The organism is Sphingomonas sp. MM-1 (assembly GCF_000347675.2).
Taxonomy (GTDB): Bacteria; Pseudomonadota; Alphaproteobacteria; order Sphingomonadales; family Sphingomonadaceae; genus Sphingomonas_E; species Sphingomonas_E fennica.
This window is the reverse complement of sequence record NC_020561.1, coordinates 1,223,569-1,245,788: the sequence shown is the minus strand read 5'-3', so window position 1 is coordinate 1,245,788 and position 22,220 is coordinate 1,223,569. Positions and strand designations below refer to the sequence as shown.

General features: G+C 68.0%; 24 protein-coding genes. 11 read left to right on the top strand and 13 right to left on the bottom strand.

Features of this window, described 5'->3' with window-relative positions; genetic code table 11:
- The first annotated feature begins 23 nt into the window (after positions 1–23).
- The 3 genes from G432_RS06125 to uvrC all read left to right on the top strand — a co-directional run bounded on the left by G432_RS06125 (position 24) and on the right by uvrC (position 3,215).
- A complete protein-coding gene (locus G432_RS06125; RefSeq protein WP_015457956.1) occupies positions 24–518 on the top strand; it encodes a F0F1 ATP synthase subunit B family protein in 495 nt (164 codons plus the stop codon).
- Positions 511–1,143, top strand: coding sequence for a F0F1 ATP synthase subunit B family protein (locus G432_RS06120; RefSeq protein WP_041865192.1), 633 nt, complete (start codon positions 511–513; stop codon positions 1,141–1,143). Before G432_RS06125 ends, G432_RS06120 begins: the two co-directional genes overlap by 8 nt.
- A gap of 146 nt (positions 1,144–1,289) precedes the next feature.
- Positions 1,290–3,215: an excinuclease ABC subunit UvrC gene (gene uvrC / locus G432_RS06115; RefSeq protein ID WP_015457954.1), complete on the top strand. Its 1,926-nt coding sequence runs from the start codon at positions 1,290–1,292 to the stop codon at positions 3,213–3,215.
- A gap of 43 nt (positions 3,216–3,258) precedes the next feature.
- Here the strand turns inward: uvrC and G432_RS06110 are convergent, their stop codons facing one another.
- Positions 3,259–4,239: a flagellar motor protein MotB gene (locus G432_RS06110; RefSeq protein WP_015457953.1), complete on the bottom strand. Its 981-nt coding sequence runs from the start codon at positions 4,237–4,239 to the stop codon at positions 3,259–3,261.
- 3 nt (positions 4,240–4,242) lie between these two features.
- The gene (motA, locus tag G432_RS06105) at positions 4,243–5,106 is read right to left on the bottom strand and encodes a flagellar motor stator protein MotA (protein ID WP_015457952.1); all 864 of its coding nucleotides are present in this window, start codon (positions 5,104–5,106) and stop codon (positions 4,243–4,245) included.
- 448 nt (positions 5,107–5,554) lie between these two features.
- On the opposite strand from motA, the gene G432_RS06100 reads away from it, so the two are divergent.
- Positions 5,555–5,959 (top strand): DUF6766 family protein, encoded by a 405-nt coding sequence (locus G432_RS06100; protein ID WP_015457951.1) that lies wholly within the window; start codon positions 5,555–5,557, stop codon positions 5,957–5,959.
- Positions 5,960–6,063: 104 nt separating this feature from the next.
- Positions 6,064–8,388, top strand: coding sequence for an arylsulfatase (locus tag G432_RS06095; RefSeq protein ID WP_015457950.1), 2,325 nt, complete (start codon positions 6,064–6,066; stop codon positions 8,386–8,388).
- 51 nt (positions 8,389–8,439) lie between these two features.
- On the opposite strand, the gene G432_RS06090 is transcribed toward G432_RS06095, so the two are convergent.
- The 11 genes from G432_RS06090 to flgB are packed head-to-tail and all read right to left on the bottom strand — an operon-like array spanning position 8,440 to position 17,170.
- Positions 8,440–9,288 (bottom strand): flagellin, encoded by an 849-nt coding sequence (locus tag G432_RS06090; protein ID WP_015457949.1) that lies wholly within the window; start codon positions 9,286–9,288, stop codon positions 8,440–8,442.
- Between the two features lie 13 nt (positions 9,289–9,301).
- Positions 9,302–10,651: a flagellar hook-associated protein FlgK gene (gene flgK / locus G432_RS06085; RefSeq protein ID WP_015457948.1), complete on the bottom strand. Its 1,350-nt coding sequence runs from the start codon at positions 10,649–10,651 to the stop codon at positions 9,302–9,304.
- Positions 10,648–10,992, bottom strand: a complete 345-nt coding sequence (locus G432_RS06080) for a rod-binding protein (RefSeq protein ID WP_015457947.1) — start codon at positions 10,990–10,992, stop codon at positions 10,648–10,650. The genes flgK and G432_RS06080 overlap by 4 nt, the downstream gene beginning before the upstream one ends.
- Positions 10,989–12,086: a flagellar basal body P-ring protein FlgI gene (locus G432_RS06075; protein ID WP_015457946.1), complete on the bottom strand. Its 1,098-nt coding sequence runs from the start codon at positions 12,084–12,086 to the stop codon at positions 10,989–10,991. Before G432_RS06075 ends, G432_RS06080 begins: the two co-directional genes overlap by 4 nt.
- A 10-nt stretch (positions 12,087–12,096) precedes the next feature.
- A complete protein-coding gene (locus G432_RS06070; RefSeq protein ID WP_015457945.1) occupies positions 12,097–12,768 on the bottom strand; it encodes a flagellar basal body L-ring protein FlgH in 672 nt (223 codons plus the stop codon).
- A 4-nt stretch (positions 12,769–12,772) separates the two neighbouring features.
- Positions 12,773–13,561 carry a flagellar basal-body rod protein FlgG gene (gene flgG / locus G432_RS06065; protein WP_015457944.1) on the bottom strand — a complete coding sequence of 263 codons (789 nt, stop codon included), beginning with the start codon at positions 13,559–13,561 and terminating at the stop codon, positions 12,773–12,775.
- A gap of 27 nt (positions 13,562–13,588) precedes the next feature.
- Positions 13,589–14,350 carry a flagellar basal body rod protein FlgF gene (locus G432_RS06060; RefSeq protein ID WP_015457943.1) on the bottom strand — a complete coding sequence of 254 codons (762 nt, stop codon included), beginning with the start codon at positions 14,348–14,350 and terminating at the stop codon, positions 13,589–13,591.
- Positions 14,351–14,382: 32 nt separating this feature from the next.
- Positions 14,383–15,690 (bottom strand): flagellar hook protein FlgE, encoded by a 1,308-nt coding sequence (locus tag G432_RS06055; protein ID WP_015457942.1) that lies wholly within the window; start codon positions 15,688–15,690, stop codon positions 14,383–14,385.
- Between the two features lie 36 nt (positions 15,691–15,726).
- The gene (locus G432_RS06050) at positions 15,727–16,398 is read right to left on the bottom strand and encodes a flagellar hook assembly protein FlgD (RefSeq protein WP_015457941.1); all 672 of its coding nucleotides are present in this window, start codon (positions 16,396–16,398) and stop codon (positions 15,727–15,729) included.
- Complete coding sequence (flgC, locus tag G432_RS06045; RefSeq protein WP_413818428.1) at positions 16,395–16,799, bottom strand: flagellar basal body rod protein FlgC; 405 nt, start codon at positions 16,797–16,799, stop codon at positions 16,395–16,397. Before flgC ends, G432_RS06050 begins: the two co-directional genes overlap by 4 nt.
- 2 nt (positions 16,800–16,801) lie before the next feature.
- The gene (gene flgB, locus G432_RS06040) at positions 16,802–17,170 is read right to left on the bottom strand and encodes a flagellar basal body rod protein FlgB (RefSeq protein WP_015457939.1); all 369 of its coding nucleotides are present in this window, start codon (positions 17,168–17,170) and stop codon (positions 16,802–16,804) included.
- 254 nt (positions 17,171–17,424) lie between these two features.
- Here flgB and G432_RS06035 point away from each other — a divergent pair, with 254 nt between their 5' ends.
- From G432_RS06035 to flhA, 6 genes are all read left to right on the top strand, one after another.
- A complete protein-coding gene (locus G432_RS06035; protein ID WP_015457938.1) occupies positions 17,425–18,090 on the top strand; it encodes a MotA/TolQ/ExbB proton channel family protein in 666 nt (221 codons plus the stop codon).
- On the top strand, positions 18,087–18,572 hold the full coding sequence (locus G432_RS06030; protein ID WP_015457937.1) for a flagellar motor protein MotB: 486 nt from the start codon (positions 18,087–18,089) through the stop codon (positions 18,570–18,572). The genes G432_RS06035 and G432_RS06030 overlap by 4 nt, the downstream gene beginning before the upstream one ends.
- A gap of 48 nt (positions 18,573–18,620) precedes the next feature.
- Entirely contained in the window at positions 18,621–19,151 is a 531-nt protein-coding gene (locus tag G432_RS06025; RefSeq protein ID WP_236626861.1) for a flagella basal body P-ring formation protein FlgA, read from the top strand.
- Positions 19,152–19,218: 67 nt separating this feature from the next.
- On the top strand, positions 19,219–19,500 hold the full coding sequence (gene flgM, locus G432_RS06020; protein ID WP_015457935.1) for a flagellar biosynthesis anti-sigma factor FlgM: 282 nt from the start codon (positions 19,219–19,221) through the stop codon (positions 19,498–19,500).
- Between the two features lie 5 nt (positions 19,501–19,505).
- Positions 19,506–19,823 (top strand): hypothetical protein, encoded by a 318-nt coding sequence (locus tag G432_RS06015; RefSeq protein ID WP_015457934.1) that lies wholly within the window; start codon positions 19,506–19,508, stop codon positions 19,821–19,823.
- Positions 19,824–20,070: 247 nt separating this feature from the next.
- Entirely contained in the window at positions 20,071–22,194 is a 2,124-nt protein-coding gene (flhA, locus tag G432_RS06010) for a flagellar biosynthesis protein FlhA (RefSeq protein WP_015457933.1), read from the top strand.
- Positions 22,195–22,220 lie beyond the last annotated feature (26 nt).

Here is a 22,220-nt window from a genome sequence, read left to right as displayed (position 1 = left end):
CCTATTTTCGAGCGGGATTTTCCATGCCCCAGATCGCCCAGATCGTTGAGACCTACGCGTCCCAGATCTTCTGGCTGCTCGTCACGTTCGGCCTGATCTATTTCGTGATCGGCAGGGCCATGCTGCCCCGGATCCAGGCGACGGTGGAATCCCGTGACGGCAAGATCGCTGACGATATCGCCGCCGCCCACAAGGCGCATGCCGAGGCGGACGAGACCGAGGCCGCCTATCGCGCCCGCATCGATGCGGCCCGCGCCGCAGCGCAGAAGGCGACGCAGGAAGCCAAGGCCGAAGCCGCCCGCGACGCGGAGGTCCGCGTCAAGGCGGCCGATGCCGAGCTGGCAGCGAAGATCGCCGAGGCGGACGCCCGCATTGCCGCCGCCCAGGCGGAGGCGCTGGCCGGGATCGCCGAGGTCGCGGCCGAGGCCGCGCAGGATATCGTCTCCAAGGTTTCGGGCGCGACGGTAAGCCGCGACGAAGCCGCCGGTGCGGTGGCAGCCGCTCTGGCCAATGGCTGAGGAGGCCCAGACCATGGCGCTTGACGCCAATACCGCGATCGCCGCCGAGGACATCGCCCATCATATCGAGGGCAATGACTATGTGGCCGCCACGGAAGCCCATGGCGGCGCGGCCGAGCATGTCGAGCCGACCGCGCTGGGCATGAACGCCACCGCGTGGGTCGCCCTCGCGATGATCGCCGTGATCGTGCTGATGATCGCGAAGAAGGTGCCGGCGCTGATCGGCAACGCGCTCGACAAGAAGATCGCGTCGATCCGCATCCAGCTGGACGAGGCATCCAGGCTTCGCGCCGAGGCGGAAGCGCTGAAGGCCGAATATCAGCGCAAGGCTGCCGAAGCCGCGACCGAGGCGGAAGCGATGATCGCCCATGCGCGCGAGGAAGCCGAAGGTATCGTCGCCAAGGCGAAGGACGATGCCTCTGCGCTGATCGAGCGGCGCGGCAAGATGGCGGAGGACAAGATCGCCGCCGCCGAGCGCACCGCGATCGCCGAGGTCCGCACCAAGGCCGCCGCCGCCGCGACCGCTGCGGCCGCCAGCCTGATCGCCAAGGGCCATGATGCCACGGCCGACAGGGCGCTGGTGGACAAGACCATCTCCGGCCTGGGATCGGCCCGGCTGAACTGACGGCGCGAGCGGCCCCGCCGCACGATCGCCATTGCGATGAACGCCATCCCGGCCCGGCCGGGGTGGCGTTTCGCTTTTTGGGTCCGGGAAGCGGATCGGCATCGGCCGGGCTGGCATAGCGGGCGGGGCCGGCCTAAATCGGCAGCGTGAACGATACGCCGACCCCCGATAGATTCAACGAAGAGAAATCCGTCTACACCGTGCGCGGATCGGACAAGCCCGATCTGGAAGCCGGTGTCGCCGCGATCCGCAACGTGCTGAAGACGCTGCCGGTGCGGCCCGGCGTCTATCGCATGCAGGATGCGCGCGGCGACGTGCTCTATGTCGGCAAGGCGCGGGCGCTGAAGAATCGCGTCGCCAACTATACCCAGGTCGCGCGCCTGCCGAAGCGGCTGCAGCGGATGGTGGCGCAGACCCGGTCGATGACGATCGTCACCACCAATACCGAGGCGGAGGCGCTGCTGCTGGAAGCGCAGCTCATCAAGCGCTACCGCCCGCCCTACAACGTCCTGCTGCGCGACGACAAAAGCTTCCCCTTCATCCTGCTGCGCGAGGACCACGCCTTTCCGCGCATCCAGAAGCATCGCGGCGCCCGCCGGGCCAAGGGGCAATATTACGGGCCCTTCGCCAGCGCCGGTTCGGTGACGCGGACGCTGAACGCGCTGCAGAAGCTGTTCCTGCTCAGGAGCTGCACCGACAGCTTCTTCGCCAATCGCGATCGGCCGTGCCTGCTCTACCAGATCAAGCGCTGCTCGGCGCCCTGCGTCGACCGTATCTCGGCCGATGCCTATGGCGAGCTGGTCGAGGATGCCAAGGCGTTCCTGGCCGGCAAGTCGACCGAGGTGCAGAAGAAGCTTGGTGCGGCGATGACGGCGGCGGCCGAGGCCATGGATTTCGAGCTGGCGGCCGTGTTCCGCGATCGGCTGCGCGCGCTCACCTTCATTCAGTCCGCCCAGGCGATCAATGCGGAGGGCGTGGGCGACGCCGATGTCTTCGCGCTCTGCGCCAAGCAGGGGCTGATCGGCATCCAGGCCTTCTTCATCCGGGGCGGGCAGAATTGGGGCCATCGCAGCTTCTTCCCCGCCCACACGGCCGAGGTGCCCGAGGAGGAGGTGCTCGAAAGCTTCCTGATGCAATTTTACGAGGAGGTGCCGCCCGCCCGCCTCGTGCTGATCGATCGCCCGCTGGCGGACGATGCCGGGCTGGTCGAGGAGGCGCTGTCCGAACGCGCCGGCCGCAAGGTGGTGCTGAAGGTTCCGCAGCGGGGCGAGCAGCGCAAGCTGATGGAGCAGGCCCGCCGCAATGCTGAGGAGGCGATCGACCGCCGGCTGGCCGAATCCACCACCCAGGGCCGCATCTTCCAGGAGATCGCCGACCTGTTCGAGCTGGACGGCCCGCCTGGCCGCATCGAGGTGTATGACAACAGCCACATCATGGGCACCAACATGGTGGGCGCGATGATCGTCGCGGGGCCGGAGGGGTTCCGCAAGAACCAGTATCGCAAGTTCAACATCAAGCGCGCGGAGACCACGGCCGGCGACGACTTCGCGATGATGCGCGAGGTGCTGGAACGCCGCTTCGCCCGGCTGGAGAAGGAAGACCCGGACCGCACCTCCGGCGAATGGCCCGATCTGCTGCTGATCGACGGCGGCAAGGGCCAGGTTTCCGCCGTGTGCCGGGTGCTGCAGGAAGCGGGTGTGGAGGATGTGCCGGTGGTCGGCATATCGAAGGGGCCGGACCGCAACGCCGGGCGGGAGCATTTCCATCTGCCGGATGGGCGGGAATCGATGCTGCCGCTCAATTCGCCGACATTATTCTACCTCCAGCGCATCCGCGACGAGGCGCATCGCTTCGCGATCGGGGCGCACCGGGCGAAGCGGGCCAAGGCATTCACCGCTAGCCCACTGGACGAGGTGCCCGGCATCGGCCCGGCGCGGAAGAAGGCGCTGCTGATGCATTTCGGCACCGCCAAGGCGGTGCGCGGCGCGGCGCTGGAGGATCTGGAACGGGCGCCTGGGGTGTCGAAGGCGATGGCGCGGGCGATCTACGACTTTTATCACCCGCGCGGCTGAGAGACCGGTTTGCGGCGGCATCTGCGGATGGTCCGCCGCCCGATCAGGGCGTGCTGCGGCGGAGCGGGGTTTCTTCGGCCTGGGCCAGCTCCACCGAGCGGCCGGCATCGATGGGCTGCGCGTCGTCGAGCGGGGGCTGCTCCACGCCGCCCGCGCTCCATGCCAGCGTGATCGACATGCGGCGGTTGCGCGGATCATAGAGGTTGGAAGGCACATAGGGCTCGCGCGAGGCGACGCCCTCGATCCGGGCGAAGCGATCGCCGGGCAGGCCCGACAGCCCCAGCGCCTGCCGGGTCGCCTCCGCCCGCGCGGTGGAGAGCGTCCAGTTGTTGACGCTGCGGCCGGCGGCGTAGGGCAGGGCATCGGTGTGGCCGCGCACGATGACGTCGTTGGGCACGCCCTGGATGGCGTGGGCGACCTCGCCCACCAGCTCCCGCGCATCGGGGAGCAATTTGTCCGTCCCCAGCGCGAACATCGCGAAATCGGCCTCGTCCACCAGATCGATGCGCAGGCCTTCGCGCGTTTCGACCATGCGGATGTTCTTGCGCAGCCGCGCCAGCCGGGGATCGGCCTTCATCCGCGCCTCGAGCTGCTTGGCCAGCGCCGCGAAACGGGCGCGATCGCGCGAGCGGACGGCGGCCGCGCCTTCCTTGGCGCCGCCGGTCATGTCCTTGGGGATGGTGAGGCCCCGGCTGCCCGTCTGCGTCGCGGCATGGGGGTAATTGTCCTTCGCGACGATCGAATCGCCGCCGAAGGGGCCGTTGGAGCCGGCGCTCTTTTGCCGCATCTCGACCAGCGTGGGCGAGAAATAGTCGGCGATGCCCTTGCGCTGCTTCTCCGTGGTCGCGCCCAGAATCCAAAGGAGGAGGAAGAAGGCCATCATCGCCGTCACGAAATCGGCATAGGCCACCTTCCAGGCGCCGCCATGATGGCCGCCATGGCCGCCTTCGACGATCTTCTTGACGATGATGACGGGGCGGGGCTCGGGCTCGTTCCGGCCGCGCTTGGGGGCTGCGCTCGCCATGGATCAGCGCCCGCGCATGCCGTCGAACACGTCGGCGAAGGCCGGCTGGTTCGAATGGCTGATGCTGGAACGGGCGGCCTCGATCACCAGCGGCAGCGGGTGGCCGTGCAGCGAGGCGATGATGATCTGCTTCACCACATGATAGATGGCGGCATCGCTTTCGATCACCTGCCGGCAGCGGCTGGCGAAGGGGCCGACGATGCCATAGGCCAGCAGCACGCCCAGAAAGGTGCCGACCAGCGCCGATCCGATCATGCCGCCCAGGATCGCCGGCGGCTTGTCGATCGATCCCATCGTCTTCACCACGCCCAGCACGGCGGCGACGATGCCGAGGGCGGGCAGCGCATCGGCGAGGTTCTGGAGCATGTCCGCCGGGCGGATATCGTCATGATGGTGCGTCTTCAGCGCATTATCCATCACCTCCTCCACGGCGTGCGGATCGAGCGTGCCGGAGGAGACGACGACGAGGCGCAGCGTATCGGTGATGAGGTGGACGAGCGTGTCGTCCTTCATCAGCTTGGGATATTCCTGGAACAGGGCGGAGGATTTTGGATCCTCGATATGCGGCTCCAGCGCGACGGGGCCGTCGGTGCGCAGCATCTTCATCAGCCGCGAGACGAGGAAGATCGTGTCGAGATAATCCTGCCGGTTGTAGCGCGCGCCCTTGAACACCTTGGCAAGCCCGCCGCCGAGTTGCTTCAGCTCCTTCATCGAATTGCCGGCGATGACGGCGCCGATCGCGGCGCCGCCGATGATGAGCATTTCGTGCGGGATCGCATGCAGCACGGGGGCCAGATCGCCGCCGGTGAAGGCGAAACCCCCGAAAACCATCGCCAGCAGAACCACGAGACCGATCGCCGCGAACATGAATCCCCCTTCGAAGCCCGAGCTGGCAGGCGGGATTCCAACGAAATCACCGGCCTTCGATGAGGGTTAACGGCCGGCTTTGGCGGTCTTTATGCTTAAAGGGGCGTTAGGTGGAAAATTATTGCGGGCGGCGGCGGAAAGATGCGGGCGGGCCGGACCTCGCATCGCCGGGCGTCTATACGGCCGCCGCCTCGGTCCTTTCCGGTCACCCTGACCGGCTGCCCGCCACCGCGATAGGGATCGTAGAGCGGCCTCGCGCTCGGGTTCCGTATTCCTCTCCCCTCCTTTTTTAGGGCGTCAACAGGCCATAAGTCTCGCGTGGCAGCATCCATCCAGGCACGTTCGTCCCAATCATCCCGGCCCGGATATGCGCCTGTTGGCGCAGATGATGAACCCGCCCTCAACCGGCCGGCGTTGAACAGCCTCACGGCAAGCCGGGAGAGAGGATATGAAACGTTATGCCTATGGCTGGATCACGGCCGCGTTTTTCCTGATTTCGATCGCAGGCCATTGGATTTTCGGCTGGTTTGCCTTTGTCGATGAGGCGAGGGCGCATCACCAGTCCCCCGAGATGTCGTCCTATCTCTTCGAAATGGCGCGGGACACGTTCGAAAACTGGCAGTCCGAATTCCTCCAGCTGATCTGGCAGGTCGTGGGCCTCGCTTATTTCCTCTACATCGGATCGCCCGCATCCAAGGAGAATGACGACCGGCTGGAGGCCAAGGTCGACGAACTGCTGCGATATGCCGGCGGGCGGGACGCGGACGGGCTGATCGAGGAGATCGACCGGCGCTATCTGCGGACCGGGGGCCACGCCAAGCCGCATGCCCATGGCGACCTGGGCCATGAATAGCCGCCGCACGCTCCTTGGATATCCGGTCGCTCTATCCGGGTTTGCACCGATGGCTGGACGGTTTGGGAAGGCTTAGCCTCGATCCGGAATCGAGGAGGTGTGCCATGCCGCGTCCGTTCCAGGGAAAGATCGAGCTAGACGTCCGCAATTCCACGGCCGATTGGGATGCCTTTCTGGCGCAGAAGGCACCCGAGGGCGCCCCCAACGTGCTGGTCATCCTCTATGACGATACCGGCCAGGCCGCATGGTCGCCTTATGGCGGCGGGATCAGCATGCCGACGATGGACAGGCTGGCGAAGAACGGGCTGACCTATACGCAATGGCACACGACGGCGGTTTGCTCGCCGACGCGGTCCTGCTTCCTCACCGGGCGCAACCACCACGCCAACGGCTTCGGCACCATTTCCGAGGCGGCGACCGGCTTTCCCGGCTATAACGGCCATATCCCGCTGGAGAACGGCACCATCGCGCATATCCTGCGCAACGCCGGCTACAGCACCTTCTGGATCGGCAAGAACCACAATGTGCCGGTCGATGCCTTCAGCATCGGCGCCAGCAAGAAGGCATGGCCGCTGGGCCTTGGTTATGATCGCTTCTATGGCTTCATCGGCGGCGAGACCAACCAATGGTATCCCGAACTGATCGAGGACAATCATTTCGTCGACCAGCCCTACCAGCCCGAAGAGGGCTATCATTTCTCGAGGGACATTGCCGACAAGGCCATCACCTTCATCCGCGACACCCGGCAATCCGATCCCGAAAAGCCCTGGTACATGTGGTATTGCCCCGGCGCAAACCACGCCCCGCATCATGCGCCGCAGGAATATATCGACAAATATAAGGGCAGGTTCGACGACGGATACGAGGCCTATCGCGAATGGGTGCTGGCCCGGATGATCGAACGCGGCATCCTGCCCGAAGGCACGGAGCTGACGCCGATCAATCCGCTGCCCGAAGGCGTGCTTCCCGAAGCCGACAGCGTGCGCCCCTGGGACACGCTGACCGCCGACGAAAAGAGGCTCTTCAGCCGCATGGCGGAAGTCTATGCCGCCTTGTCCGAATATACCGACGTCCAGATCGGCCGGCTGATCGACTATCTCGAGGAATCGGGCCAGCTCGACAACACGCTGATCTTCTACTGCGCGGACAACGGTGCCTCGGGCGAGGGATCGCCCAACGGATCGGTCAACGAAAACCGCTTCTTCAACGGCTATCCGGACGATCTGGAAAGCAACATGGCGATGATCGACAAGCTCGGATCGCCGGACACCTATAATCATTATCCGACGGGCTGGGCGGTGGCCTTCTCGACGCCCTACCGGATGTTCAAGCGTTACGCCTCATACAGCGGCGGCACCTGCGATCCGCTGGTGATCCACTGGCCCAAGGGGATCGGGGCCAGGGGCGAGGTGCGCCACCAATATCATCACTGCACGGATATCGTGCCCACCATCCTCGAATGCTGCGGCGTGCCGATGCCCGATGAGATCGACGGGGTGAAGCAGGCGCCGCTGGCGGGCGTATCGATGAAATACAGCTTCGACGATGCCGGGGCGCCGACCACCAAGGAAACCCAATATTACGAGATGTGCGGCACACGCGGCATCTGGCACAAGGGCTGGAAAGCCGCGGCCCAGCATGGCCCGCTGCCATCCGACCAGGGCAATTTCGACAAGGATGTCTGGCAGCTCTTCCACACGGAGGAGGATCGCGCGGAGGCGCATGATCTTGCCGCCGGGAATCCGGGGAAGCTCAAGGAGCTGCAGGACCTCTGGCTGGAGGAGGCGAGGAAAAACAACGTCCTGCCGCTGATCGACCTCGGCGTGGTGGGGATGCACGCGGCGGAGTTCCATGCCGCCCCGCTCAAGAGCGGGCGCTACGTCTATTATCCGAACACGACCGAGGTGCCCGAGGCATCGGCGGCCCGCACGCTGGGCGCCTCGTTCAAGGCGCTGGCCGAAGTGGAATTTACCGGCGAGACGGAGGGCATAATCTTTGCGCAGGGTTCGCGCTTTGGCGGCTATTCGCTGTTCGTGAAGGGCGGCAAGCTCATCTTCGCCTATAATTTCCTGGGCATCCCGCCGGAGCAGCGGCTGAGCTGTGACGCGCCCGCGCTTGGCAAGCACATCGTTGGTGTCGAGTTCGAGAAGACGGGCCATGGCGACTATGCCGAGGCGCTGGGCAAGATGACGCTATATGTCGACGACAATGCCGCCGCGGCGGGCGATTTCCGCACCCAATCCGGCCGTTATGCGCTGTGCGGGGAGGGCCTGGCGATCGGCCGCGATGCCGGCGATGCGGTCAGCAGCGAATATGGCTCCGGCTTCGCCTTTTCCGGCGGCAGGATCGAAAAGGTCGTGTTCGATGTGGCCGACGACCATTATCTGGATGTCGAGCAGGCGCTCGCCGCGGCGATGGCGCGCGATTGATCGAGGCGCACGGGCGCTGCCGATGGCCCGCCCGCGCCGATCGGACCTCGATCAGCCCAGCAGGTCGAACAGGGTCTGCCGGTTGATGCGGGCGAAGGCGGCCTGGGCGGCCTCCAGCGACAATTGCTTGGCCTGGAGCTTCGCCACCGTTTCGGTGACGTCGGTATCCTCCAGCTTGCTGCGCTCCTCCGCCAGCACGAGGCCCGAATTGGCGAAGCGTTCGCGCGCGGTATCGAGGCGGGCGGCGCGGACGCCCTGATCGGCGCGGGCGGCGGTGACGGTTTCGGTGGCGCCGATCACATCGGCCATCGCCGCGTTGCGCAACGCGGCGTCCGGCTGCTCGATCGCGTTCGCCGCATCGCTGACGATGGCGGCCAGATCCTTGGTGCCACCGCTGGCGGTGGCGACGTTGGTGAACAGCCCGTCCTGCGAGACGGAGGGCGCGATGAACAGGCCGGGGCCGATCGGCACGGCGAGCGAATCGCCGGCGGGGAAGAGCGGCTGGCCGCGCGAATCCTTGGTTTGCGAAAGCTCGGCGATCTCGGCGGCGATGGAGCGCAGCTCGATCGCCATCGCCTTCCTGTCTTCGTCGCTATAGGTGCCGCTGTTGGCGGCGGTCATCAGCTCCCGCGCGCGATCGAGCGCGTTGGCGACGCTGCCCAGCGTGGTATCGGCGCGGGTGGCGAGCGCGGAGGCGGCATCGACATTCTTCGCCCACACCCCCTCGTTCGCCTGGGCGCGGCGGATGTCGGCGACTCGGGCGGAAGCGGCGGGATCGTCCGACGCGCGCTGCAGCCGGGTCTCGTTCGACAGATCGGCCTGCGCGCGCGCGATCTGGGCGGCAAGCTTCTGCTGGCGCGAGATTTCTGCCGAAAGGTGATAGCGGGTGTTGTTGATCATCGTGCCGGTCGCCTCAGAACAAATCCAGAATGGCTTGTAGCGTTTCGCGGGCGACCTGAATTATCCGCGCGGAACCATTATAGGCTTGCTGGAAGCGGATCAACTCCGCTGCTTCGCGATCGAGATCGATTCCCGTCACCTCCGCCCGTGCGATCAGCGCCGCATCCCTGCGTGTAGCAGTGACATCGGCCTGGGTGAGCGCCTGTGCGGTGGCCTGGGCATGGCCGGCGACGAGGGCCGCCATGCGATCCTCCGCCCCGCCGCTCCGCAGCGACTGGAGGGCGATGAGGTTGCCGTTGGGCGTGCCATCGGCCGATGCGGCGGCGACGGCCGCGGGATCGGTGGTGGCGATGGCGAGCGAGGCCGCGCCGGTGGCGCCGATGGCGAGCAGCGGCTGGCCGGGATTGCCGGCGGCATCGCGGCCGGCGGCCGACCAGCCATTGACCGTGGCGGCAAAATCCGTGGCGATCGCATCCAGGCTGGCGCGGCGATCGGCAACGGTGGCGGCGACGTCGATCAGCCCTCCGATCGCGCCGCCGGCCAGCGGGACGGACTGGGTGCCGTCCCCCACCGAGGCGAAGAGGGTGAGCGTGCCGTTGGCCGCCTGGGCCACCGCGATGGGATTGGCCATGACGCCGGAAAGCAGCTTGGCCGCTTTGTTGCCGGCGAGCGTGAGGGTGGCGGTGCCGTCCGCCCCATAGCTGGCATCGATATCCAGCCGGCCGGAGATGTCGTCCACCAGCCGGTCGCGTTCGTCGAGCAGGCTCGCCTGCGCGGCGGTGCCGGGTTCGGAACGCATGAGCGCGAGGTTGACCTTGGCCAGCGCCGCGAGGCTGCCGTTCACCGCGTCGACATGGGCCTGCGCTTCCTTGGCGATGCCGGTGGCGGTGGTGGCCAGTCCGCCGGCGGCGGTGCGGAAGGCGCCGGCGGCGGCGTCGAGCGCCGACAGCAGCGCCTGGCGGGGCATGGGGTTGGCGGGATCGGAAGCGAGCGCATCGGCGGCGTTGAAGAAGGCGGTTAGCCGCGCGCCGATGCCGGCATCGCCATCGTCCAGCGCGTTTTCCGCCGTCTGCAGCCAGCGGGCGCGGGCCTCCGCGCTGCCGGCCTCGGCGCTGGCGGCGCGGGCCTCCTGATCGCGGAACTGGTCATAGGCCCGGGTGATCGCGGTGATCTGCGTGCCGGAAAAGACCATGTTGCCGCGATAGACCGGCGTCATCGGCAGGGCGGTGAGCTGTTCGCGCTGGGCGGTCGAGCGCCGGGTGAAGCCGGGCGTCTCCGCATTGGCGACATTGTCGCTGATCGCGGAAAGGGCCGTCTTGTAGGCCGATATGCCCGAGGCGCCGATGCTGAGAAGATCGCTCATTTGCCAGTCTCTACGGCGGGGCCGGGCGAATCTTTAGGAAGCGTTGATGCCGGGGCCTTGGGCTGGAACTGGGCGATCAGCATGTCGGCGATGCCGATCGCGCCCTTTTCCGCCATCGCATCGGCGGTGCGCGCGTCGGCCATGTCGCGGAACTGATCGCCGGCGGAGGAGCCCAATATGTCGTCGCCCAGGCTCGCCTGCCGCATCGCGCCGATCATCTGGCGGAGGAACACGGCCTCGAACTGGCGGGCGGCGGCCTTGAGCGCGGCCTGATCGGCCTGCTTGCCGCCAAGGCCGATGGCGGGGCTGAGCGGCAGGCCGGAGGAGAGGGGCGTCGTCATAGCACGATCAGCTCCGCCTTCATCGCGCCGGCCTGCTTCAGCGCTTCGAGGATGGCGACGAGATCGGCGGGCGAGGCGCCGATGGCGTTCACCGACTTCACGATATCGGCCAGGCTGGCGCCGGGGCGGAAATCGAACATCGGCCGGCGCTCCTCCTCCACGGCGATGGTGCTGGAGGGTTCGATCTCGGTCCGCCCGCGCGAGAAGGGGGCCGGCTGGATGACGCGCGGGTCCTCGTCCACCCGCACGGTGAGCTTGCCGTGGCTGACGGCGGCCGGCGCGATGCGGACCGCGCCGTTGATGACGACGGTGCCGGTGCGGGCGTTGACGATGACGCGGGCAGGCGCATCCGCCGGATCGACGGGCAGGTTTTCGATCTGGCCCATCAAGGCGGTGCGCGCCTCGGCCCCGGCGGCGGCGCTGATCTCGATCGTGACGGCATCGACCGCGCGGGCGCGGCCGGCGCCGAGCGCGCCGTTCACCGCGTTGGCGACCCGGCCGGCGGTGGTGAGATCGGCCTCGGCGAGGTTGAAGGTGAGATAGGGGGCGTTGGCAAAGCCCGCGTCGACCGCGCGCTCCACCGTGGCACCGCCCGGAATGCGGCCCGAAGTGGGGATGTTGACGGTGAGCTTCGATCCGTCCGCCGCATCGATGCCGAGGCCGCCGACGGCGAGATTGCCCTGCGCCATCGCATAGACCTGCCCGTCCGCACCCGCGAGCGGGGCCATCAGCAGCGTGCCGCCGCGCAGCGACTTGGCCTTGCCCAGCGCGGACACTGTGATGTCCAGCCGCTGGCCGGGCTTGGCGAAGGCGGGCAACTCCGCCGTGATCATGACGGCGGCAGCGTTCTTGAGCTGAGGGTTGATGCCGGCCGGCAGGTTCAGGCCGAAGCGGGAGGCCACGCCCTTCATCGCCTGCGTCGCATATTCCAGGCTGTCGTCGCCCGTGCCGGCGAGACCGACGACGATGCCGTAACCGGTGAGCTGGTTGGGGCGGACGCCCTGGAAGGTGCCGAGATCCTTGATCCGCTCCGCTTGCGCGGGCGCGGCGGCGAGGATCAAGGCCGTAAAGGCTGCGAGGACGAGGCGGAGCATCCGGTGATCCTCAGAAAGGGCTGACGATGGAGAAGAAGTGGCTGAGCCAGCCCGGCTTGCTGGCACGCGCGACATCGCCCTTGCCGGCATAGGCGATGCGGGCATCGGCGACGCGGGTGGAAAGCACGCGATTGTCCACGCTGATGTCCGCGGCGCGGACGAGGCCGGAGATGCGGATCGTCTCGTCCCCGCGATTGAGCGTCAGCAGCTTTTCCCCGCGCACCAGATAGGTGCCGTTGGGATAGACCGCCGCGATCGTCACGCTGATCTCGCCCGAAAGCGCGTTGGACTGGGTGGCGGCACCCTTGCCGTCGAAGCTGGCACCGCCGCTTGCCGCCACGTCCGATGGCTTGAAGAAGGAGAGCGGGCCGGTGGACGGCGGCGTGAGGCCGATATCGCCCGAACGATCGGTGCTGGAGGCGGCGCTCTTGCTCGCCTGGGTGCGTTCGACCAGCACGATCGTCAGCACGTCGCCCACCATCGCGGCGCGCTGGCCGCTGGTGAGGGGGGCATAGCCGTTCGCCGCCTGGAAGATCGCGCCGTTGGCGGGCGGCGGCGGCGGGGGCGGGGCATAGACCGGCGCGTAATCCGCCTTGGGCTGCTTGCGGCCGAACAGCCCGGCCGATGCCGGCTGGGCGACGAGCGCGGCGGCGACGAGGCCGAGGAGGATGCGCCGGGCCATCGGATCAGAACTGCTGGTTGACATATTGCAGCATCTCGTCCGTCGCCTTGATCATCTTGGAATTGACCTCGTAGGCGCGCTGGGTCTCGATCATGTCGACGAGTTCCTCGACGACGTTGACGTTGGAGGCTTCGAGCGACCCCTGGCGGATCGAGCCGCGCCCATCGAGGCCGGCGGTGCCGACCTGCGGCGCGCCCGATGCGGGGGTTTCGGCCATCAGATTGTTGCCGAGCGATTCCAGCCCCGCCGGATTGGTGAAGCGGGCGAGCTCGATCCGGCCCAGCTCCTGAAGATCCGATTGGCCGGGCAGCTGCGCCGATATGGTCCCGTCGGCGCCGATGGTGATCGATTGGGTGCCTTCGGGCACCTGCACCTGCGGGATCAGCGGCATGCCATCGTCCGTGACGATCGTGCCTTCGCCGGAAAGCTTGAAGTCGCCCGCGCGGGTGTAGGCGGTGCGGCCGTCCGGCATCTCCACCTGGAAGAAGCCCGCGCCCTCGATCGCCATGTCCAGCGCGTCGCCCGTCGTCTGCAGCGTGCCCTGCGTATCGATCTTGGCGGTGCCCTTCACCTGCACGCCCGATCCCAGCGACAGGCCGGTGGCATATTTATTGTCCTGCGAGGACGGCGCGCCCGGCGCGGTGATCGCCTGATAGGCCAGCGTTTCGAAGCTGGCGCGATCGCGCTTGAAACCGGTGGTGTTCACGTTCGCGAGGTTGTTCGCGATCACGCGCATCCTGAGGTTCTGCGCGTCCAGCCCGGTGCGGGCGACATGGAGGGCGGCGTTGGTCATGAGCGGCTATCCTTTCGGCCCCTCGCCTCAATCGGGCAGGCGCATGAGATCCGCCCCGGAATTGTCGAGTTCCTTGGCGGTGGTGACGAGCTTGATCTGCATTTCCCAGGCGCGGCTGGCGTCGATCATGTCGACCAGAGCCTGGGTGGCGTTGACGTTGGAGCCTTCGAGGCTGCCGGCGGTGACGCGCGCTTCGGGATCGGATGGCAGCGCGCCGCCGCCTTCCACCCGGAACAGGCCGTCCAGCCCCTTGGCGATGCGCGATCCCGTGGGGCTCACCAGCTTCAGCCGGTCGAGCTGCTGCATCGGCTGGATCGGATCGGCGCCCTGCGCGCGATACCAGATCACGCCCTGCGCATCGATCCTGATGTCGTCGGCCGGCGGCATGGTGATCGGCCCGGTCTCCCCGAGCACGGGCGCGCCATCGCCGGTGACGAGCAGCCCGCCCGGCGAGATCGCGAGATCGCCCCGGCGGGTATAGGATTCCTCGCCATCCTGCGCCTGGACGGCGAGCAGCGCATCGCCGTCCAGCGCGATATCGAGGTTGCGCCCCGTTTCGGTGACGGCGCCGCCGCGCATATCGGCGGAGACGACCTCCTCCGACGCGGCGGCGCGGGTTTCGAGGCCGCCGTTGCGACCGCCGGCCGCCTGGATCCACAGCGGCCGGACCGATGCCATCTCGGCGCGGAAGCCGGTGGTGTTGGCATTGGCCAGGTTGTTCGCGGTCGTCGCCTGGCGCGCCATCGCGCCACGCATCGCCGAGAGCGAGCTGTAGATCAGACGGTCCATGGCGGCGCGCCTTTTTCCCCTTCAGCCGGTTATCAGTTGCGCATGTTGATGATCGCCTGGGTCATCGTGTTCGCGGTTTCGATGGCCTTGGCGTTCGCCTGGAAATTGCGCTGCGCGGAGATGAGCGCGACCAGTTCCTCGGTGATGTCGACGTTGGAGCGTTCGAGCGCGCCCGACTGGATCGTGCCGAAGCTGTCCGCCGATGCGGTGCCGACGATCGGATCGCCGGATTCGCCCGAGACCGTCCATTTCGCGTCGCCGATCTGGCGCAGGCCCGCCGGGTTGGCGAAGGTGGCGAGGATCAGCTTGCCGAGCGGCTGGGTTTCGCCGTTCGAGAAGCTGGCGGTGACGAGCCCGTCCGGCCCGACCGTGACGCCATCGAGCTGGCCGGCGGCGAAGCCGTCCTGGCTGACCGAGGAGATGGTGAAGGGCGCCTGCGCCTGCTTGGTGGTGAGGCCGAAATCGATGCTCATCGAAAGCGGCGCGATGGCGCCGACCGGCTGGGCATCGGCATATTGCACCTGGTTGAGCGGCGTCTGGATCTGCCCGGCATCGTTGAAGGTGAGGGTGAGCGGCACGGGCGGCGTCGGGTTGTTGGGATCGGAGCTGATTTCCTGATCGCCGACGAACAGGCGCGCTTCCCACTGGCTGTTGGGATCGGCCGAGGTGGGCAGCGTCTTGCGGACGAAATAGAGCGTCGCGGGCAGGGCGTTGCCGACCGCGTCGTAAACCGTGGTCGCCGTGCTCTGATTGTAGCTGTTCGGATCGAAGCGGCTGAACTCATAGGGCGTATCCGCGCTGTAGGAGACGCGGTTGGCCGGCAGATCGGCGCTGACCGGCAGCGTGACGGCCATCTTGAGCAGGCTGGTGGCCTTGGGCTGGCCGGAGGTGAGCGGAAGCTGGAGGTTGCGCGTCGCATCCAGGCTGGTGGCCGTCACCGATCCCCGGCTGTCCACCGGCAGCACCTGCAGATAGGCGCCCGAGCTGTCCGTCACGAACCGGTCGCTATCCACCGAGAAGGTGCCGTTGCGGGTGAAGGCGACCTGGCCGCCGGTGATGCCCGATCGGGTGACGAAGAAGCCCTGGCCGGAAATGGCGAGGTCCAGCTCGCGATCCGAGGTTTCGAAGCCGCCCTGGGTGAACTGCTGGGTGATGGCGCGCAGCCGCGTGCCCTGGCCCGCCATGGCGGAGGACTGGAGCGGAGCGGCCGAGATGATGTCGCCGAATTCGGCCTTGCTCTTCTTGAAGCCGGTGGAGCCGACATTGGCGACGTTGTTCGAAACGACCGAAAGATCGGTCTGCGCCGCCTTGAGGCCGGAAAGCGAGGTATAGAAGGACATGGGAGCTATCTCCGTTCTGGAATCTGGAAGACGGGATCAGGCGATGCGCAGCGCCTCTTCGGGCTTGACGATGCCGAGCGGGGTGATGAGCTGCGCTGCCCCGCCGGCGGCGGGCGACTGGACGCCGTTGATCATCGTCCAGCTTGAAATGACGGGCTTCATCGGGCCGCTGGCGCCGTAGGCCGTCACCATCACCTTGAGCGGGCCGGTGCTGACGGCATTGCCCTCCGCATCCTTGCCGTCCCAGCTATAGCCGACCGATCCGGCCTTCTCCGCGCCGAGATTTTGGGAATGGACGACGGCGCCGGTGGGATCGACCAGGTCGATCTGCACGTTGGTGGCATCCTCCGGCAGCTCCGCCTCGAACGCATAGCTGCCGTCGGCGAGCGGGGTGGCGGTGGCCGAGGAGACGAGCGCTGCCCGCCCGATCCAGCCGGCGACGTTGCCGACCCGCGCGGTGGCGAGGTCGGACGCCATCGCCTTCAGGCTCTGGTTCATCTCCGCGATGCCGGACACCTGCGAGAATTGCGCCATCTGGGCGACCATCTGGGTGTTGTCCATCGGGTTGAACGGGTCCTGCGCCTTCAGCTGCGCCGTCATCAGCGTGAGGAAGCTCGACTGGTCGAGCGTGCCGTTCGGCGCCGAGCCGTTGGGGTTCGACTTGCTGCCCAGCGAGTCGAGATAGGATTGTCCGGTGATCGAGGTCATTTGCCGAGCCTCAGCGTATCGAGGGTGAGGGTCTTGGCCGTCTGCAAGACCTGGACGTTGTTCTGGTAGGCGCGGGCGGTTTCCAGCATGTCGACCATCTCGGCCGCGCTATCGACATTGGCTTCCCATACGTCGCCGTTCGCATCCGCCAGCGGATGATCGGGCGAATGCTTCTTCACCGCTTCGCTGGTGGAGGTGAGGATGGAGCCTACCTTGACGGTCGCGACGCCGGGCCGGTCGGTGACGGGCATGAACACGGGCCGGAGCGCCTTGAAGGCGCCTTCCTTGCTGCCCGAGACCGAACCCGCATTGGCGAGGTTGGAGGCCGTGGTGTTGAGGCGCATCATCTGCGCGGACATCGCCCGGCCGGCGATGTCGAATACCGAGAGCGGGTCCGCCATCGTCATTCGCCCCTGATCGCCGTCATCAGCGTGTTGATGCGGCCGTTGAGGAAGGAGAGGGTGGTGCGATACTGGACCGCATTCTCCGCGAAGATCGTCTGCTCGGTGGAAAGCTCCACCGTGTTGCCGTCCTGCGAGGGCTGGAGCGGCACGCGATAGCCCATGGCGCCGGCGGCCGCGGCATCGGCGCGCGTGCCGGCCTGCGCCATGTCCAGCGCCTTGGTGAAATCGAGGTCGCGGGCCTTGTATCCGGGGGTCGATGCGTTCGCGATGTTGGACGCGAGCAACGCCAGCCGCTGGCTTCTGAGCGCCAGCGCGTCGCCGTGGACCCCGAACAGGCTTTCGCCGGATTTTCCGCCTGAGCCGACCATCACGAAATTTTTCCTCTAAAATGAACCGGAGGGCGGCCGTTACCGAGCATGTCGGCACGATGCCTTCCTGGCGGGCCGACAAGCAGCAAGGGCCGTGCCAGACGGGGGAAAGCCCCTGTTTCCGCGGTTCCCTGCGACAAGGCGGCACGCGACCGGCAATTTTTTGCCGGGGGCGGCAATTTTTTGCCGGTCGGCCGGCAAGCCTGCGGGAATCCCAGGCGCGGCCGGGCGGATGGAACCGGTGGCCCATGGCAATGCTCGAACAGATCGGCCGCTTCCTCGACCCGCTTTCCCTGCTGATCGTGCTGGGTGGCGCGCTGGCGATCGCGTTCGCGCGATCGGGGCTGGCCGATGGCGGGCGCGCCTTCGCCGCGCTGCGGCCGCTGCTGCGCGGCGATGTGGAGAAGGATGCCACGGCCGCGATGCGGGCGGCGAACCAGGTGGCGGCGGTGGCGGATGCGCGCGGCATCGCCTGCACCGATCGGGTGGAGACGGCCGGACCTTTCCTGCGGCGCGCGGTGCTCCATCTCGCCAATGCCGCCACGGCCGAGGAGTTCGCCCTGTGGGCGGAGGCCGAGATTGCCGGCCGCCGCCGCCGCCATGCCGCCGCCGCCGCGTTCTGGAACGCGCTGGCCGATGCCGCGCCCGCAATGGGGATGATCGGCACCATCGCCGGGCTGATCGGTATGTTCGCGCAGATGGACGACGCGGCGAAGATCGGCCCGCCGATGGCGCTGGCGCTGCTGACCACGCTTTACGGCATCATCCTGGCCAATGTGATCGCCGGGCCGATCGCCGCGCGGCTGGAGCGGCTTTCGGACGGCGAGATCGCCTGGCAGGCGCGCGTGCTCGATCGCTTTGCCATGCTGGCGCGGGCGGAGCTGGTGCCGGTGCGGCCGGTGCTGAGGGCGGTTTCATGAAGGCCGCGCGCGCACCGCGCTGGGCGGTGAGCTTCGCCGATCTGTGCCTGTTGTTGCTTGGCTTCTTCATCCTCCTCCAGGCCCAGAACGGCCGGACGGACGGGCTGGCGGCCGGGCTGCGATCGGCCTTCGGCACGGCCGCCGCGGCGGGGGAGGCGGCGCGCGACCTGCGCTTCGCGGCCGCCGGCCTGTTCGAGCGCGACGAGGCGGTGCTGACGGCGGCGGCGGCCGAGCGGCTGCGCGCGATCGGCGCCGAGGCGCGGGCCAAAGGCCGCCGGGTGCGGATCGTGAGCGAGGGGCAGGGCGGGGGCAATGCCCGGCTCGACCGGTGGGAGCTGGCGGCGGCGCGGACGGCGGCGATCGCGCGCGGAATCCGGGCCGGCGGGCTGGACGAGCAGGCGATCGCGATCGCCATTCCGGCCACGTCCGGCACGGCCCCGGCGGGGCAGGCCATCACGGTGCGGATCGAGGGCGCGCGGTGATTGGCGCGTTTCTTGCTGTTTATCGGCGGAACGAAAGGATTTCAGCCGATGCGACGCATGTTCCCCATCCCCGCCATCCTGATCGCGGCTCTTCCGGCCGTGGCGACGGCGCAGGCCGGGCCGTTCCAGGATCTCGCCGCGCTGGAACGGCGGCTGGCGATCGCGCTGGGCGCCGATATCGGCCAGCCGGGCGGCCCGGCGGCCCCCATCGACCGGCGGATGAAGCTGGCTGCCTGTCCGGCGCCGGTGGCGATCGAGCCTCCCTTCGCGGGCGCGGTGGTGCTGCGCTGCGCGGAGATCGGCTGGCGGGTGCGGGTGCCGTTGCTGGCGCGCGGCGCGCAGATGCAGCAGGCCGCGATGGCATCCGCCCCGCGACCGGCCAGGGCCGATCCGGTGATCCGGCGCGGCGACCCCGTGGAGATACGCGCCGGCCAGCCGGGCTTCAGCGTTTCCAGCCAGATGATCGCCGATCAGGACGGCGCGCCGGGGGAACGGATCCGCGTGCGCGCGGACGCGAAATCCCGGCCGATCATCGTCGAGGTCGTCGATATCGGCCTTGTGCGCGTGCCGGGCATTTAAAGAATTTTCCGGCGTGCCGTTAAAAGCGGATATTGGACCGTAGAATGTGCACCCGAGGGATGGAAAGATGATCGACGGCATCGGACCAAAAGCGACGGGAAGGATCGAAACCGGCCGGGTTTCCGGCGCGAAGGGCGATAAGGTGGCCGCCGTTCCGGCAACGGCTCCCACCGAGGAAGCCGCCGCTGCCGCGACCAACCCGGCAAGCGCGCTGGCGGCCGCCGGCGCCCCCATCGATCATGCCCGCGTGCAGGAAATCCGCGCGGCCATCGCCAACGGCGCCTATGCGCTGGAGGTGAAGGCGATCGCTGCCCGGATGATCGCGCTCGATCTGCCCCCGCGCGGCTGATCCGGATGAGCATCGCCCTGGTCGATCGCCTCGCCGAAGCCGGCCGCGCGCTGGCGGCGGCGCTCGACCGCAACGACATCGCCGCGATCGAGGCGGCTGCCGCCGGTTTCCAGGCGGCCACCGCCGCCGTCGGCGGGGCGGGCGGCTGGCGCGACACGCCCGAGCTCAAGGCCCGCATCCGGGATGCGCTGGCGGACGTCGAGGCCGCGCGCCTGCGCTGCGCTTATTTTGGCGACGCCGCCCGCCGCCGGCTGGAAAAGCTGGCCACCATCGGCGCCAATGTCGCCGCGCCCATCGCCTACGGCCGGCAGGGCCGGATCTGAGCGGCAAGAGGCCGGTCGCCTATAACCCTCCTCTTGGGGGTGGATAGGCAAGGAGCGTGCCCAGCTAACCCCGCCTCATGCGGCGGTTCACATGATATCGACCTTGGGCGTGGCCGAGCTGATCCTTGCAAGAACCGCCGGGTGCCTCGGCGGAGCCCGTCCCCAGCCGCTTTTTTCAGTGGAAGTCATACGGCTCAAATTGGCACGGCTTTTGCTTAAATTCACCCGCACATAAGCGGGAAGAAGCATGGCCACCAACGCTTTGAACAAGACGATCTGGGCGAATGCGGGCAAGGGCGCGATCCTGCCCTTCGCCACGCTGATGCTGGTGGGGCTGATGATCGTGCCCGTGCCGTCCCTGGTGCTGGACGTGGGCTTCATCACCAACATCATGATCAGCCTGGCCGTGCTGATGGTGGCGCTGAACGCGGCCAAGCCGCTCGATTTCTCCTCCTTCCCCACCGTGCTGCTCTTCGCCACGCTGCTGCGCCTGTCGCTGAACGTCGCCTCCACCCGCGTGGTGCTGGTGGACGGGCATGAAGGCCCCGACGCCGCCGGCCATGTGATCGAGGCGTTCGGCCATTTCCTGATCGGCGGCGACTGGGCCGTCGGCATCTTCGTGTTCGCGATCCTGATGATCATCAACTTGGTGGTGATCACCAAGGGCGCGGGCCGCGTGTCCGAAGTCTCCGCCCGCTTCACCCTGGATGCACTGCCCGGCAAGCAGATGGCGATCGACGCCGATCTGAACGCCGGACTGCTGACGCCGGACGAGGCCAAGGCCCGCCGCGTCGAGGTGGCGACCGAGGCCGATTTCTACGGATCGATGGACGGCGCCTCCAAGTTCGTGAAGGGCGATGCCGTCGCCGGCGTGCTGATCCTCGTCATCAACATATTGGGCGGCCTGATCCTGGGTGTGATGAGCCACGGCCTGTCGATGGCGGAGGCGGCGCAGACCTATGTGATGCTGGCGATCGGCGATGCGCTGGTGGCGCAGATCCCCGCGCTGCTGCTGTCGATCGCGGCGGCGGCCATCGTCACGCGGGTGTCGTCGCCCTTCGATCTTTCCGGCCAGATCACCAGCCAGTTCGGATCGGCCCGCGCCTGGACGCCGGTCGCGGCCATTCTGTTCCTGCTGGGCGTGATGCCGGGCATGCCGCATGTCGTGATTCTTTCCGCCGCCGCCGTGGCGGGCGCGGTGGCGTGGCAGCTCCGCAAGGCTCCGGCGCGGGAAGCCGCGCGCCGTGCCGAGGAGGAAGCGGTGGCCGCCGCCGCTGCCGAGCCGCTGCCGTCCACGATCGGCTGGGACGAGGTTTCCGACGGCGCCGCCCTGGGGCTGGAGATCGGCTACGGCCTGATCGCGATGGTGGACGAGCGCAAGGGCGCGCCGCTGATGGCGCGGATCACCGGCATCCGCCGCCAGCTCAGCCGCGAGCTGGGCTTCGTGGTGCCGATGGTGCGGGTGCGCGACAATCTTTCGCTGGAGCCCAATGCCTACCGCATCACCGTGGCCGGCGTCATCATGGGCGAGGACCAGTGCTGGCCCGAGGACCTGCTGGCGCTGGACAGCGGCGCGCTGGAAAGCCGGGTGGAGGGCCGCGAGGTCCGCGATCCGAGCTTCGGGCTGGAGGCGGTGTGGATTCCGCCGGCCAAGCGCACCGAGGCGGTGGTTGCCGGCTATACCGTGGTCGATCCGGCCACCGTGATCGCGACCCACCTCAACCAGATCATCGCCAATGCCGCCGCCGACCTGTTCGGCATGGACGAGGCGCAGAAGCTGCTCGACGCGCTGAAGGAGGTGGCGCCGCAGCTCGCCCAGGGCCTGACGCCCCAGCCGCTGACGCTGGCGCAGGTGGCCGGCCTCTGCCGGGGCCTGCTGGCCGAGGGCGTGCCGCTCAAGGATTTCCGCCGCATCGCCGAGGCGATGGTGGAGGCCGCGCGCGAGGAGGCAGACCCGGCGCAGATGCTGGAAGCGGTGCGCCGCCGCATCGGGCCGATCATCGTGCAGACGCTGGTGCCGATGCGCATGCCGCTGCCGGTGGTGACGCTGGACGGCGGGCTGGAGGCGCTGCTCGCCCAGGCGGTGCGCGCCGGGCCCAACGCCACCCATCCCTTCGAACCCGGCCTCGCCAACCGGGTGGTGACGGCGGTGGGCGAGGCGGCCCAGCCGCTGATGGCGGAGGCCCGCCAGTTCGCCATCGTCACCTCGCCGCTGGCGCGGCGGCCGCTGGCGCGCCTTCTGAAACCGCATCTGGCCGAGGTGCCGGTGCTGTCCTTCCTCGAAATTCCTGACGGCAAGGCCGTGGAGGTCGTTGCCGTCGTCGGCGGCGGCAACCCCGCCGTTCCGGCCGAGCGCGAGCTGGTGCGCTGATGCGCGCCGGCTCGTCCCCGCGAAAT

Coding starts and splice junctions, on each gene's coding strand:
- flgM (WP_015457935.1), top strand. CDS start 19,219: ATGATCGACGGCATCGGACCAAAAGCGACGGGAAGGATCGAAACCGGC.
- G432_RS06070 (WP_015457945.1), bottom strand. CDS start 12,768: ATGGCCCGGCGCATCCTCCTCGGCCTCGTCGCCGCCGCGCTCGTCGCC.
- G432_RS06120 (WP_041865192.1), top strand. CDS start 511: ATGGCTGAGGAGGCCCAGACCATGGCGCTTGACGCCAATACCGCGATC.
- G432_RS06030 (WP_015457937.1), top strand. CDS start 18,087: ATGAAGGCCGCGCGCGCACCGCGCTGGGCGGTGAGCTTCGCCGATCTG.
- G432_RS06055 (WP_015457942.1), bottom strand. CDS start 15,690: ATGTCCTTCTATACCTCGCTTTCCGGCCTCAAGGCGGCGCAGACCGAT.
- G432_RS06075 (WP_015457946.1), bottom strand. CDS start 12,086: ATGCTCCGCCTCGTCCTCGCAGCCTTTACGGCCTTGATCCTCGCCGCC.
- G432_RS06015 (WP_015457934.1), top strand. CDS start 19,506: ATGAGCATCGCCCTGGTCGATCGCCTCGCCGAAGCCGGCCGCGCGCTG.
- G432_RS06095 (WP_015457950.1), top strand. CDS start 6,064: ATGCCGCGTCCGTTCCAGGGAAAGATCGAGCTAGACGTCCGCAATTCC.
- flgB (WP_015457939.1), bottom strand. CDS start 17,170: ATGGTCGGCTCAGGCGGAAAATCCGGCGAAAGCCTGTTCGGGGTCCAC.
- G432_RS06090 (WP_015457949.1), bottom strand. CDS start 9,288: ATGATCAACAACACCCGCTATCACCTTTCGGCAGAAATCTCGCGCCAG.
- G432_RS06050 (WP_015457941.1), bottom strand. CDS start 16,398: ATGACCTCGATCACCGGACAATCCTATCTCGACTCGCTGGGCAGCAAG.
- G432_RS06080 (WP_015457947.1), bottom strand. CDS start 10,992: ATGACGACGCCCCTCTCCTCCGGCCTGCCGCTCAGCCCCGCCATCGGC.
- flgG (WP_015457944.1), bottom strand. CDS start 13,561: ATGACCAACGCCGCCCTCCATGTCGCCCGCACCGGGCTGGACGCGCAG.
- motA (WP_015457952.1), bottom strand. CDS start 5,106: ATGTTCGCGGCGATCGGTCTCGTGGTTCTGCTGGCGATGGTTTTCGGG.
- flhA (WP_015457933.1), top strand. CDS start 20,071: ATGGCCACCAACGCTTTGAACAAGACGATCTGGGCGAATGCGGGCAAG.
- G432_RS06035 (WP_015457938.1), top strand. CDS start 17,425: ATGCTCGAACAGATCGGCCGCTTCCTCGACCCGCTTTCCCTGCTGATC.
- G432_RS06125 (WP_015457956.1), top strand. CDS start 24: ATGCCCCAGATCGCCCAGATCGTTGAGACCTACGCGTCCCAGATCTTC.
- G432_RS06025 (WP_236626861.1), top strand. CDS start 18,621: ATGCGACGCATGTTCCCCATCCCCGCCATCCTGATCGCGGCTCTTCCG.
- G432_RS06110 (WP_015457953.1), bottom strand. CDS start 4,239: ATGGCGAGCGCAGCCCCCAAGCGCGGCCGGAACGAGCCCGAGCCCCGC.
- G432_RS06100 (WP_015457951.1), top strand. CDS start 5,555: ATGAAACGTTATGCCTATGGCTGGATCACGGCCGCGTTTTTCCTGATT.
- flgC (WP_413818428.1), bottom strand. CDS start 16,799: ATGGCGGACCCGCTCTCGGTATTCGACATCGCCGGCCGGGCGATGTCC.
- G432_RS06060 (WP_015457943.1), bottom strand. CDS start 14,350: ATGGACCGTCTGATCTACAGCTCGCTCTCGGCGATGCGTGGCGCGATG.
- flgK (WP_015457948.1), bottom strand. CDS start 10,651: ATGAGCGATCTTCTCAGCATCGGCGCCTCGGGCATATCGGCCTACAAG.